Raw genomic sequence first — 12,893 nt, 5'->3', positions numbered from 1 at the left:
TCATGAAGCTCAACAGAATCGAACGTCTCAAAGAGGAGTGCAAACCGTATGACTTCAGAGAGAGACTCTTTTCTTTGGATTTGACAGAGATTACGGATGAAGAGAGATTCTACCTGAAGAACTATGGTATATACAATATCAAGATGATGCCTGAAAAGTTTATGCTGCGTATACGTGTGTCCGGCGGCAGGATAACACAGAAGAGTCTTGAAACCATTGTCCGGATAGCCAAAGAGCACCATCTCCAATTGCTGCTGACAGCCAGAGCACAGATAGAGTTACATGGGCTAACAGCTTCCAATATTCTGCAGGTATGGCAGCGGCTCCGGGAAGAGAAGATTACTACACTGCAAACATTGACAGACAATTTTAGAAATATTGTTACCGACCCGTATGACGGCTTTTCAACAGCAAACCGTGTGGAAGTCTATCCGTTGATCCGAAAAATGCAGAAAATTTTTATAGATAAAGCAGAGTGGATGGGTATGCTGCCCAGAAAATTTAATGTGGCTATCTGCGGTACAGCAAGAACACATACCCACTTTTTTGGGAATGATCTCTATTTTGCATTGGCGCAAAAAGAGAAAGAGTGGGGATTTAACCTCTACTTGGGCGGGAAGAACTCTGAAGCGGCACAGCCGGCAGATATTTTTGTGCTGCCCCAGGAGGTACCTGCTATGTTCGAAGCTGTTGCCAAAGCCTATGTCACTTATGGGCTTCGCGAAAGCAGGGCTAGAACGAGACTTTTTCATCTTATCTCAGAGACAGGTATGGAAGATTTTGTTGAGAAGATCAGAAGTTTCTATCATGGTACACTGAGAGAGGGCGGTCTATTATCTATGGAAAAAGGCGTTTTTAATCTGTTCGAACCACTTAAAGACGGTACACTTGGGTACTGCTTGCAGACCGAATTCGGAAAGGTAGAGCTCCCAAAACTGCAGGAGGTTTTGAAGTATGCAAGGATCAATGGTCTGCAGATACGTTTAGGGGTAGATCAAAATTTCTATCTTTTGGGATTGAAAACAGATACCCTACCTTTTCAAACAACCAAAGGCGCAGCACATATCACAGCATGTGCGGGTAGTCACTATTGTGCTCTTTCTCTCTGGGATATCAAATCTGAAACCAGCTTCCTCCCTTTGGAAAAAATAGAGAAACACCAGTTACAGGTGGGTTTTAGCGGTTGTCTGAAAGGATGTGGACGGCATCATCATGCTGATATTGGTCTGGTAGGATTGCGCACTAACCTTTTCGGCAAGACACAGAAAGCGGCAAGGGTCTTTCTTGGAGCTGAATACAGTAGAGGAAAGTCTGTAGCACGGCTTATTTTCCCTTCCGTACCTCTACAGCATCTCTCCCAGCTTTTAGAGGTGATCGTTGAGGCGTATGAAGAGAGTGACAAGGAGGACTTTGAAGCATTCTGTGAAGTATATCTGAACCCATACAGTACCTTTTTTGTGATGCTCTGGTTCCTTTCCCGACTCTACCTTCAGGATCCGCCTTCTCTGGAAAGAGTTTCTGAAAAAGCACTTTATAAAAAATTGCAAAGTTGTAATGGTTTTCCCTGCTTTGAGAACAATGAGAACTACTTAAAGAGTATTAAAGTGATGATGCATGCACTTTGGGATGACACAAAAGCTATTCATATTTCTTGAACTGCTCCAGCCATGCTTTATCTTCATCTGAGAGTATATTGATACGTTCAAGCAGTTTTGCCTTGATGGAGATGAGGTCATCCTGAGAGAGGAAGGCAAGCAGGTCGGGATTAATGGTAGGCTCTTCTTTCCCGTAAGCGATCAGTTCGTCTATCTCTTTGAGCAGTTCATTTTTGGATAATTCTTTTTTGGTATTCATTTTGCTATACTACCGAAAGAATTAAAAATTAAAAGTTAAAAATTGAAAATTGAGGAGTTAATATGTTGAATGTAGGTGACACTGTACCAGACTTTTGTTTGCCAAATCAGGATGAAGAGGAGATTTGTCTTCGAGATATCAAAGGAAAGTGGATCGTGCTCTATTTCTACCCAAAGGACAATACCCCGGGATGTACGACCGAAGCATGTGATTTTACTGCAGCACTTCCGGATTTTGAAGGGCTGAATGCTGTTGTACTCGGGGTCAGTCCGGATTCTCCGAAAAAGCACCGTAACTTCATAGAGAAGAAAGATCTTAAGATCACGCTGCTGAGTGACGAGGAGAAAGAGTTGTGTCAAATATTCGGTGTCTGGCAGCTTAAAAAGAACTATGGACGTGAATACATGGGTGTCGTGCGTTCGACATTTATTATCGACCCTGACGGGAAGATTGCTGCCAAATGGGAGAAAGTGAAGGTTAAAGGGCATGTTGATGAGGTAAAAGCGAAGCTTGAGGAGCTTCAGAACAGATAGCCGCCAGACTGCTTTAATGGTGCGTTGAAAAACGCACCCTGCATCATTTTATAAAATCTTAAAAAACATTTCGGTATAATCGCGTTCCTAATTCTATTTTGGATTGGAAAATACACATGTAGTTATTCCTTGCACGGTTGTGTAATTCTGATGATTCAGAATGAACATTGAGGGCTACAGCGGATTAAACCTAGTGATGAAGCATATGCTTTTAACTGAGCTTTTACAGAGAAAAAGTTCTATTATGATTATATACCAAGGAGAAAATTATGGTAACAATGAAAGACCTACTCGAGTGTGGAGTACACTTCGGGCACCAGACAAGAAGATGGAATCCAAAAATGAAGAAATTCATTTTCGGAGCAAGAAAGAACATCTATATTATCGACCTTCAAAAAACACTTAGATATTTCAAATATACATATAATGTTGTAAGAGATGCCGCAGCTGAAGGGCAAACAGTACTTTTCGTAGGAACAAAAAAACAGGCAAGACAGGCGATTAAAGAACATGCTGAAAGAGCAGGTATGCCTTACGTTGCTACAAGATGGCTCGGCGGTATGTTGACTAACTATCCGACTATGAAAAAATCTATCAGAAAACTTGAGATCATCGAGCAGATGGAAGAGAATGGCCAGCTTGAGCTTCTTACCAAAAAAGAAGCACTGATGCTTTTGAGAAAGAAAGAGAAGCTTAACTCTTATCTTGAAGGTTTCAGACATATGAAAAAACTTCCGGATATGATGTTCGTTATCGATACAGTTAAAGAGCATATTGCAGTAAAAGAAGCTAGAAGACTCGGGATGAAAGTCGTTGCTCCGCTTGATACGAACTGTGACCCTGATATGGTTGATTTCCCAATCCCGGGTAATGATGATGCGATCCGTTCTATCAATCTTTTCTGTAAAGAGATGGCTGATGCAATTATCGAAGGTAAGGCAGCATATGCTGAAGCACAGGGTGAAGAGGTAGAGGAAGCACCAACTTCTGCTGAAGTAGAAGAGATGGTAACAGAGGCAAAAGAGGAAGCGGCAGCAGCTCCTGAAACAGCAGCTGAGGAGAAAGCAGGTGATGATCTTACAAAGCTTAAAGGTGTAGGCAAAGTATACGCTGAGAAACTCAATAGTGAAGGTTTTCACTCATTTGCTGATGTTGCAGCGATGACAGATGAGCAAATTTCAGTAATGGAAGAGAAGTACGGCTTTAAAGGTGATTTTAAAGAGACTGTAGCACATGCAAAAGAACTAGCGGAGGCGTAATCATGGCGAATTTTGGACCAAAAGATATCAAAAAACTCAGAGAGATGACAGATGCGGGAATGATGGACTGTAAAAAAGCCCTTGCTGCTGCAGACGGTGATATGGATAAAGCTGTTGAGTGGCTTAGAGATCAGGGGATCGGTGCTGCTGCGAAAAAAGCAAGCAAAACGGCTGCTGAAGGTGCTATCGGTGTGAAAGTCGAAGGACCAAAAGCGGTTATTGTGGAGATCAATTCCCAAACGGACTTTGTGGCACAGAACGACAAGTTTAAAGCATTGATGAATGAAGTGGTAGAACATGCATTCAGCAATGAATTGGCTGATGCTGAAGCTATTAATGCATCAGAAATCAATGGTCAGTCATTCTCTGAGTACCTTTCTCTTCAGATCGCAACGATAGGGGAGAACCTTGTGGTAAGAAGATCCGCATTGATCAAAGGTGACGAGAAGACTGCGGTAAGCGGTTATGTTCACTCCAACGGGCAGAACGGTGTTATCATCGCGGCTGAGTGTGATGATGTAGAAACGTGTGAAAAGATGACTCCGGTACTCAGAGAGATCGCAATGCATGCAGCGGCGATGGCACCAAAGACACTCTCTTATAAAGATTTCGATGCTTCTTACGTAGAAGAAGAGACAAAAGGGCGTATCGAAGCGATTAAAAAAGAGAATGAAGAGCTTGAGAGACTTGGTAAACCGTTGAAGAATATTCCTCAGTATATCTCCAGAGCTCAGCTGACGGATGAAGTGCTCGCAGCGGCTGAAGAGGCGATCAAAGAGGAGCTTAAAGCTGAAGGTAAGCCTGAGAAGATCTGGGACAAGATCCTTCCTGGTAAACTTGACAGATTTATCTCTGACAACACGACACTGGACCAAGAGCAGTGTCTTCTTGATCAGAAATTCGTTATGGATGATTCTAAAACTGTTGCTGAGTATTTCGAAGAGAAATCAAACGGTAAAGCGAAGATCACAACATTCACTCGTCTTGAAGTGGGTGAAGGGATCGAAGTTGAAGAAGAAGATTTTGCCGCGGAAGTTGCAAAACAAATGGGTGCATAACACCTATTGCTCTTTTGGCAAGGAGGTTCTCCTTGCCTCTTCCCCCATTTAAGATTTCACCATTTTCTTACAATTATGTGGCAGGTAATACACTTGTTCTGAATCTCTTTATAGCTATCCAAAACTTTATCTTTATCCCTTGCATCAAAATCTTTTAGAATCGTATCTGCGAGTGACACAATGGCCTTTGCTTCGCTTTGGGCATAATCCGTCTTGCCAGGAATTTTAAAGGACTGAATATCCGACGCATTGTATTTTAGTTTTTTGATCCCGTTGGCGATCATGCTTCTGTTGTTGTACATAAATCCCTGTTGGACAATACCCAATGCAGTTTCCAGGTTCTGCATAGTCTGAATACGGGCATTCTCCTCTGCACTTCCGGCAAAAACCATATTGGAAACCACGGTTGTCAATAAGATGATCTTTCTCATGAACTTATCCCCTTTTTTATATTTATGCTGCTGCTGAACGGTATATGATCTGAACTATAGTATATATACTACTCTGTCAAGTATAATCTATGGTAGATAAAAACAACATTGCAGTTAATTAACTTTACATATTGTACCAAATATTATTTTTATATCCAAAAAAATTATTGACTGTTTAAATCTGCTGTCAGTGTGAAGCTATATTTTTTTTGTCTATATTGGGTGATTAGAGGTACCCTTATGTTAAAATACATTTAAAAATAAAAAAGGTTTGCTATGTCTCAACCTCTTTTGAAAGCGGAGCAGATCTCACACGGTTTTGATACACAACTCTTTGAAAATATCGATTTTTCTCTTGCTTCAACACAAAGTGCCGCAATTGTCGGACGAAGCGGCTCAGGGAAATCTACTCTGCTACATATATTCTCTACTTTTATCAAGCCAAATGGCGGAGAAGTCTTTTTGTTTGGAGAAGAGATATATGCACAGCCCGAGAAAGCCATAGAAGCTCTTAGACGTTACGATATCGGTATTATTTTTCAGTTTCATTACCTTTTCAAGGGGATGAGTGCGTTGGAGAACATAGAAGTGGCAACGATGCTTTCGGGAGAGACAATAGATGAGGGGCTTTTGAGGAAACTGGGGATAGATGAAGTTATGGAGCATAAGATAGGTGATCTCTCAGGCGGACAGCAGCAGCGTGTCTCTATTGCGAGAGTTTTGAGCAAGAAGCCGCGCATTATCTTTGCAGACGAACCGACCGGGAATCTTGACAATGAGACAGCAGTACTGGTGATGGATGTTCTGATGGATTATATACGATCAAATGATGCAGCACTGCTGCTTGTTACACATGATGAAAGTATGGCAAACCGGTGTGACACAGTATATAGACTCGATGAGAAGATGTTGAAGGAGCAGGTATGAAGATCGATCTAATCAATGTAGCCTATACCGTATCAATGGTTATACTCGCTTTTGTTGCAGCGATTGTGCTGACGAAGACCATTTCCAGGTATGTTGAAAAACGAAAGAAAAATAATGAAGATGATTGCGCATAGGATGCGCAATCACGCACGTTAAAGCGCTTATTTCGCCTGAGTGATCAGTACCCCTTCCAAGAGCTTGTCGATATCTCCGTCAAGGATCGCATCAACATTGGTAAATGCCTGACCGCTGCGGGTGTCTTTGACCTGTTGGTAGGGCTGCATGACATAAGAACGAATCTGGTGCCCCCAGCCGATATCTGACTTCTCTATACCGTCGATCTCTGCCTGCTTTTTTGCCATTTCATATTCGTAAAGACGTGATTTTAGCATCTTCATAGCAGCGGCTTTGTTCTTGTGCTGGCTTCTGTCATTTTGACACTGTACAACTATGCCGGTAGGCTCATGTGTGATACGTATGGCTGATTCTGTTTTATTGACGTGCTGTCCGCCGGCACCACTTGCACGGTAGGTGTCTATACGGATATCCTTGTCTTCTATCTCGATATCGATATCGTCATCGATCTCGGGAGAGACCATTACAGAAGTAAAAGAAGTGTGGCGTTTGGCATTTGAGTCGAACGGACTGATCCGAACCAGTCTATGGATGCCGTTCTCTACTTTGAGGTATCCGTAGGCATTCTCCCCTTTAATGATAAAAGAGACATCTTTGATGCCGGCTTCTTCTCCCGGTTGATAGTCAAGTACTTCGACCTTGAATCCGTGGCGCTCAGCCCAACGCAAATACATACGGTAGAGCATACTTGCCCAGTCCTGGCTCTCAGTACCACCTGCACCCGGATGGATGGAAACAATAGCGTTGTTGCCGTCATGTTCACCGCTGAGCATCATTTGTACTTCAAGAGCATTAATATGTTCTTTGAGAGAATCCGCATCTTCAAAAAGCATATCCAGGGTCTCTTCATCTTTTTCTGCTTTGGCCATTTCGAAATACTCCTGTGCATCGGCAAGGGCATCATTGGCATTGTTGTAGGTTTCCAAAATACGTTCGGTCCTGGTCTTCTCCTGGGAGATCTTGGCTGCATTGGATGCATCGTTCCAGAAGTTCGGGTCCTGCTGCATATGTTCGATCTCATCGAGACGTTTTTGGAGGTCAACGGGTTTGACGATATTGGTGATATTCTCCATTTTGGTATTGAGAGACTTTAAGAGTTCTCCGTATTCATAAGCATCCATAGTGAAAAAGTTCCTTTTTCAAGTGAGGAGGTGTAATTCCTCATTAAATTTTGGTATGATTCTACCAAAAACTAGCAAAGCAGAGGGTTAGAGATGATTGTAGCACGTACGATTCGGGAGCTTCAGGAAGCGAAAAAAGAGCTAAGAGGGAGTATCGGGTTTGTACCGACGATGGGAGCCCTGCACCAGGGTCATCTCTCACTTATTCAGCAAGCGCGTAAAGAGAATGATCATCTTATTGTTTCTGTGTTTGTGAATCCGACACAGTTTCTTGAAGGGGAGGACTTTGATGCGTATCCTCGGAAGGAAGAAGCTGATAGTAGAATCTGTGAGCTTGCAGGGGTGGATATCCTGTTCATGCCTACGATAGATCAGATGTATGAGAAGGATGAACTCTGCATAGGGGCACCGGCGATCCGCGGGTATATCCTGGAGGGAGAGAAGCGTCCGGGACATTTTGACGGGATGCTGCAGATAGTGATGAAACTGCTAAATCTTTCTTCGGCAACACGTGCCTATTTTGGAAAAAAAGATGCACAACAGCTGGCATTGATAATCCAAATGGTAAAGAACTATTTTATGCAGGTGCAGATCATCCCCTGTGAGATCATTAGAGATGAAAAAGGTTTGGCACTGAGTTCACGCAATGTCTATCTTACCCGGGAGGAGAAACAACGTGCTCTTTGTCTTTCACGCTCTCTCAAACGTGCCTCAAAAATGGTTATGGCGGGTGAACTGGATGTAGAGACCATTAAAAAAGAGATGCTGGCAGTTCTTTCGGAAACGGATAGAGTGGAATATGTTGCTATCGTTGACAGGGAATTCAAAGCGTTGAAGCGTGTGGAGATAGGGAATACTATCATTTTGGTTGCCGCATGGGTAGGGAAGCCAAGGCTGATAGACAATATCTGGATATGATACAGCCTTAAAAGAGATCAGCTGCCTCATCCATTATTGGACTAATGACCCTTTTTTTAGGTTTTTTATGTGGCACAGGGATCACTTTCTGCGGCTTTTCCCTAGTAACAGGAGGTGGTGTTTTTTCTTTTGGCAATGGGGGCAGGATAGGTGCTGCGACTTCCGCTTCTGTTGATTTGTCACCATAGAGCGGAATATCTTTTGAAACCTTGGCTTCCACTGTCGGATCAGGTTTGAGATAGCCCTGTTCGACAAGTATCCGTACAGTGTTCTTGAAAGTAGGTACAGCAGATTTGGAAGCAAAATAGTGGCGGTATTTCTTTGCACGGATGACAAGTACACCTATGGTATATTTATGACCCTCTTTATCATTGGCGAAACCGTAGAAACTACTGTGATACTCCCGTACATACCTTCCATGTCTGGCAATGTGGGCGGTCCCTGTTTTGCCTCCTATTTCCAAACCCGGATATTGTGCTTTGACACCGGTTCCTCTCATAACAACCTCTTTAAGGATCTCATGGATCTGCCGGGCTGCCTTTTTCCCGATAGGGTGCAGATCCCCTACTGTCGGAGGAAGAACATAGTGGCGGCCTTTTGCATCTTCCAGGTAGTCTGCAAGTCTTGGAGTAACGGCAACACCGTCATTATTGAAAGCAGAGTATGCTTTGAAGAGCTGTGCAAAGGTAACCATCATTCCATACCCATAAGAGCTGTTTGCACGGTGCATCTGATGATTAAGGAGTCTTTCTGACTTGATACGTCCGGGCAGGTCACGGCTGAGATCTATACCTGAAGGTCTGGCAAAACCAAAAGCAAGCAGCCCGTCACGGAACTCTTTCCCTGTCAGTCTCCAGGAGATCTGAGAGATACCGACATTGGAAGAGTGGACAATAATATCAGTCGCATTGAGTGAAGGGAACTTTTCATCATCGGTAATCGTACGGCGTTTCCCGATCTTCATTCTTCCGTTGAATGTATTGAACACAGTTTGCGGTGTTACAAGATTTTTGTCCAGTGCCAGTGCCAGAGTAATAGGTTTGAGCACAGAGCCCGCTTCATAAGGGTATTCTGCAAATTTCGGGTTGAGTGCGGCAATGTCACTTTGGGTAATATGGGAAGGATTGTATCGCTCCGAGGAGGCAAGTGCCAGTACTTTTCCCGTATTGCTCTCCATTACGCCTACCAGGATCTCATCAGCATCAATGCGTTTTTTCATGGTATCGACCATCATTTCAATACGCCGCTGGAAAGCAAGAGGGATATTCAGGTATAGATCCATCCCGTCAACACGCTGTTTTTCAATACTGTTTTTATCATGAATAATATTTCCGCCCACATCACGTTTTCCTTTGAAGTAGCCGTCTTTTTTGGAGGTAATGTGTTTTTCGTATTTTCGCTCCAGTCCTTTTTGCCCCTGGGGCCTGGTATAGTGTCCGTCACTTTTTTTCCGGACATATCCAAGGACAGGACTGAGGACATCTGAAAGTGGAAAACGTCTGCTTTCACCTACTTCTATAATATCAAGTCCGTAAAGTACTTCAAGTCCGGAACGGACTTTGATTGAGCGAAAAACCTTGAGTTGTCTGAGTTTGTATGCCAGTGCTTTGAGCTGCATCGCCTGTTTGGCATTGAGTGTTTTGGAGAGGATGATGTTGCCTTTTCCGTTTTTTTCACTGAAGCGTTTGCGTATTGTTTGCTTGGGAATGCCGCTATAGATGCCAAAGAGAGTAATGAACATCTCTTTTTTGTCAGGATCAATACTCTCACCGCGGATGACGGCCTGGTATATTTTACGGGAGGCACTGAGAGTATAGTTGTCAGCAGAGATGATCGCTCCTCTGAAAGAACGGTCATGGATAATTGCATTCTGGCTGGGAATATGGCGGTCCGATGAGATAGTACCAAGAATAGAGAAGAGAAAAAGTACCATTGCGATCACAAGCAGAATGAACAGCCATGAGATCTTGCCGGTACGTTGCTGCATTGCCAAATTTTTTATCTCTTTGTCCATCTTTTCCCCATTAGTGTAGAATTTTATCAAAGTTATCTGGTAAATTCGATAAAATATGCCCAATTGATACCTCTGAAGAGTCTGGCAGTACTCTTCGTCATTTTCCGGTTTGACCGGAGGATCCACACTGTATTGGCATTACCGATCTATAGATTTCAAAGACCCGGGGAGATATCTTGAGAATAACAGAATTTTTCAGAGAGTTCAATTCAAAAAAAATGGCATAAGAGTGAAAAAATGATAGACAAACCGCTTCTTACCGCAGTGATGGCACTTCTGACTCTTTCATTGGTGATGGATTACTCTCTCTCTGTCTATACTGTACAGCATTTTGGCTATAACGAATTTCATTTTTTTATTCGTCAGACTGCAGCGGTCTTTGCAGGATTGACTGCAATGATCATTTTAAGCAAACTTGATCCTGATAAGTGGTTTGCCCCTACCGGTATAATGCTTTTTATTGTTTTTTTTATATTAATGATCGCTATGCAGTTTCTGCCCGCCTCTCTGGTCAATGCGGTAGGCGGTGCCAAGCGCTGGATACATCTTGGACCGCTCTCTATCGCACCTGTAGAGTTCTTTAAAGTGGGATTTGTCTTTTTTCTTGCGTGGAGTTTCAAGCGCAAGCTTGGAGACAAGGAGAAGATGGGTTTTCTTGAGGAGCTTAGGCTGTTTGCACCCTATTTGATTATTTTTGCCATAGCCGTTGTACTTATTGCGATCTTTCAGAAAGATCTTGGCCAGGTGGTTGTACTGGGAGCTACTTTATTGACACTGTTTTTATTCGTAGGCAGTTCCTACAAGTTCTTTTTAATGCTGCTCTCTTCAGCTTTTGCCGGTGTGATCGCTCTGATTTTTTTTGCTCCCCACCGTATGGCACGTATCAAAAGCTGGTGGGTAAGTGTACAGGATACAGTGCTCTCTCTGTTCCCGTTTGAGTCAGTACAGTATTTAAGGGTGGAGGCGACGGTAAAAGAACCATGGCAGATATCAAACTCTCTCAATGCCATTCACAATGGAGGACTTTGGGGACAGGGGCTTGGAAACGGACAGTTCAAGCTGGGTTACCTCTCTGAGGTACATACCGACTTTATCTTGGCGGGGATTACAGAAGAGCTTGGTTTTGCAGGACTGGCACTTGTTGTATTCACTGTACTTTTTGTAATCTTCCGCATCTTCAAGATCGCGTCCAAAGTACAGGACCCGATGTACTACCTTTTCAGTGTAGGGATCGGTCTGCTTATTGCATATTCGTTCATTCTCAACGCTTACGGAATATCAGGAATTACTCCTATCAAAGGGATTGCAGTACCATTCCTGAGTTATGGAGGTTCACACATTCTGGCAATGTGTATCGCCATAGGGATGATACTGATGGTATCGAAAAAGGTTCCACGTGATATGCACGGGAATATATTATAGGTGCCCTATAGTGAAGAGTAAAGAGTGAAGGGTTGTGGTATGCGGTGCAGTGGCTCCGTTTTCATACATGTTGTAAGCAGAAGAGGAGATATGCAATGAGTATTGTTATGACGGGTGGTGGAACGGGTGGACATCTTGCTATTGTAAGAGCAGTAAAAGAGCAGCTTGTCAATAATGCTGACAAAAGGGATCAGGGGGCAGAGTTAAGAGCTTATAAAGAGGTGTCGCAAAGCGATACCAGCCAAAACTCTTCACCCTTCACTCTTCACTCTTCTCTACCAACAAAGTTGGTATATATCGGTTCGACAAAAGGACAGGACAGACAGTGGTTTGAAGATGATGTTGACTTTGAAGCCAAATATTTTCTTAAAACCAAAGGAGTTGTCAATCAGAGAGGAATAGGAAAACTTCAGGCACTCTGGATGATGTTCAAGGCCTTTTTGGAGGCACGAAAGCTACTCAAGAAGCATCATGCAAAAGTGGTCTTCTCTGTAGGGGGCTTTTCTGCTGCGGCAACGGCTTTTGCAGCCAAATCTCTGGGGATCCCGCTTGTGATCCATGAACAGAATGCAGCACAGGGTTCGTTAAACAGACTGCTCAAACCCTTTTCTGCAGCCTTTATTAGTTCTTATCTGGAGGAGAGTCCTATTAAAGCGTATCCGGTCAAAGAGGTTTTTTTTCAAAATGCACATATCCGAAAAAAGGCCAACACTGTTATTTTTTTGGGTGGTTCACAAGGTGCCAGGGCAATTAATGAGCTGGCTCTTTCCATAGCTCCGGAGCTTAAAGAACGTGGTATTAAGATCATCCATCAGGCGGGAAGTAATCATATTGAAGAAGTAGAAAACACCTATAAAGAGCTTGGAATCGAAGCAGAGGTCTTTGGGTTTACTACCAAGCTGGCAGACTATATGAATGAAGCAGACTTTGCCATAGCGCGAGCAGGTGCATCAACACTCTGGGAACTCTCTGCAGCAGCATTGCCGACCCTTTTTGTTCCATACCCCTATGCAGCAGGTGATCATCAGTATCATAATGCAAAATTTCTTGTAGACAAAGAGCTTGCATGGCTGATGAAGGAGAACGAGATTGGCAAAGAAAAAGTACTGGCTCTGCTGGATGAGAACTTGGAAATAAAAAGTAGAGGCTTGATGGAGATTGTCGAGAAGGACGGAAGCCGGGAGATCGCCCTGTTTTTAAAAGCATTTACTGACAAATAGA

13 protein-coding genes and 1 pseudogene are annotated in these 12,893 nt (G+C 43.2%); 10 read left to right on the top strand and 4 right to left on the bottom strand.

Annotation, left to right across the window (positions count from 1 at the left end; genetic code table 11):
• The first annotated feature begins 2 nt into the window (after window positions 1-2).
• Entirely contained in the window at window positions 3-1,655 is a 1,653-nt protein-coding gene (locus IMZ28_RS09330) for a nitrite/sulfite reductase (RefSeq protein WP_197548339.1), read from the top strand.
• Here IMZ28_RS09330 and IMZ28_RS09325 read toward each other — a convergent pair.
• Complete coding sequence (locus IMZ28_RS09325; protein ID WP_197548338.1) at window positions 1,639-1,854, bottom strand: hypothetical protein; 216 nt, start codon at window positions 1,852-1,854, stop codon at window positions 1,639-1,641. The genes IMZ28_RS09330 and IMZ28_RS09325 overlap by 17 nt on opposite strands.
• A gap of 62 nt (window positions 1,855-1,916) precedes the next feature.
• On the opposite strand from IMZ28_RS09325, the gene bcp reads away from it, so the two are divergent.
• From bcp to tsf, 4 genes and pseudogenes are all read left to right on the top strand, one after another.
• Window positions 1,917-2,387 carry a thioredoxin-dependent thiol peroxidase gene (bcp, locus tag IMZ28_RS09320; protein WP_197548337.1) on the top strand — a complete coding sequence of 157 codons (471 nt, stop codon included), beginning with the start codon at window positions 1,917-1,919 and terminating at the stop codon, window positions 2,385-2,387.
• A gap of 269 nt (window positions 2,388-2,656) precedes the next feature.
• Window positions 2,657-3,415 (top strand): annotated as a pseudogene (gene rpsB / locus IMZ28_RS09315) (30S ribosomal protein S2); the annotation flags it as partial.
• Window positions 3,392-3,646, top strand: a complete 255-nt coding sequence (locus tag IMZ28_RS11115) for a helix-hairpin-helix domain-containing protein (protein WP_332061167.1) — start codon at window positions 3,392-3,394, stop codon at window positions 3,644-3,646. The pseudogene rpsB and the gene IMZ28_RS11115, both read left to right, overlap by 24 nt.
• A 2-nt stretch (window positions 3,647-3,648) precedes the next feature.
• Window positions 3,649-4,704, top strand: a complete 1,056-nt coding sequence (tsf, locus tag IMZ28_RS09310; RefSeq protein WP_197548335.1) for a translation elongation factor Ts — start codon at window positions 3,649-3,651, stop codon at window positions 4,702-4,704.
• Between the two features lie 56 nt (window positions 4,705-4,760).
• Here the strand turns inward: tsf and IMZ28_RS09305 are convergent, their stop codons facing one another.
• Complete coding sequence (locus tag IMZ28_RS09305; protein ID WP_197548334.1) at window positions 4,761-5,135, bottom strand: hypothetical protein; 375 nt, start codon at window positions 5,133-5,135, stop codon at window positions 4,761-4,763.
• Window positions 5,136-5,411: 276 nt separating this feature from the next.
• Between IMZ28_RS09305 and IMZ28_RS09300 the strand changes: the two genes are divergently transcribed.
• Both IMZ28_RS09300 and IMZ28_RS09295 read left to right on the top strand, forming a co-directional pair.
• Window positions 5,412-6,062, top strand: coding sequence for an ABC transporter ATP-binding protein (locus IMZ28_RS09300; RefSeq protein WP_197548333.1), 651 nt, complete (start codon window positions 5,412-5,414; stop codon window positions 6,060-6,062).
• Window positions 6,059-6,196, top strand: a complete 138-nt coding sequence (locus tag IMZ28_RS09295; RefSeq protein ID WP_197548332.1) for a hypothetical protein — start codon at window positions 6,059-6,061, stop codon at window positions 6,194-6,196. The genes IMZ28_RS09300 and IMZ28_RS09295 overlap by 4 nt, the downstream gene beginning before the upstream one ends.
• A gap of 27 nt (window positions 6,197-6,223) precedes the next feature.
• Here the strand turns inward: IMZ28_RS09295 and prfB are convergent, their stop codons facing one another.
• Window positions 6,224-7,318, bottom strand: coding sequence for a peptide chain release factor 2 (prfB, locus tag IMZ28_RS09290; protein WP_197548331.1), 1,095 nt, complete (start codon window positions 7,316-7,318; stop codon window positions 6,224-6,226).
• 93 nt (window positions 7,319-7,411) lie between these two features.
• Here prfB and panC point away from each other — a divergent pair, with 93 nt between their 5' ends.
• Window positions 7,412-8,236, top strand: a complete 825-nt coding sequence (gene panC / locus IMZ28_RS09285) for a pantoate--beta-alanine ligase (RefSeq protein ID WP_197548330.1) — start codon at window positions 7,412-7,414, stop codon at window positions 8,234-8,236.
• Between the two features lie 7 nt (window positions 8,237-8,243).
• Here panC and IMZ28_RS09280 read toward each other — a convergent pair whose 3' ends face one another.
• Entirely contained in the window at window positions 8,244-10,250 is a 2,007-nt protein-coding gene (locus IMZ28_RS09280; protein ID WP_197548329.1) for a peptidoglycan D,D-transpeptidase FtsI family protein, read from the bottom strand.
• Window positions 10,251-10,487: 237 nt separating this feature from the next.
• On the opposite strand from IMZ28_RS09280, the gene IMZ28_RS09275 reads away from it, so the two are divergent.
• Together IMZ28_RS09275 and IMZ28_RS09270 are read left to right on the top strand one after the other, a co-directional pair.
• Window positions 10,488-11,672, top strand: a complete 1,185-nt coding sequence (locus tag IMZ28_RS09275; RefSeq protein ID WP_197548328.1) for an FtsW/RodA/SpoVE family cell cycle protein — start codon at window positions 10,488-10,490, stop codon at window positions 11,670-11,672.
• A 95-nt stretch (window positions 11,673-11,767) separates the two neighbouring features.
• Window positions 11,768-12,892, top strand: a complete 1,125-nt coding sequence (locus tag IMZ28_RS09270) for a UDP-N-acetylglucosamine--N-acetylmuramyl-(pentapeptide) pyrophosphoryl-undecaprenol N-acetylglucosamine transferase (RefSeq protein WP_197548327.1) — start codon at window positions 11,768-11,770, stop codon at window positions 12,890-12,892.
• Window position 12,893 lies beyond the last annotated feature (1 nt).

The organism is Sulfurovum indicum (assembly GCF_014931715.1).
Classification (GTDB): domain Bacteria; phylum Campylobacterota; class Campylobacteria; order Campylobacterales; family Sulfurovaceae; genus Sulfurovum; species Sulfurovum indicum.
Note: the sequence above shows the minus strand (reverse complement) of the source record. Positions and strands in the feature narration are given on the sequence as shown.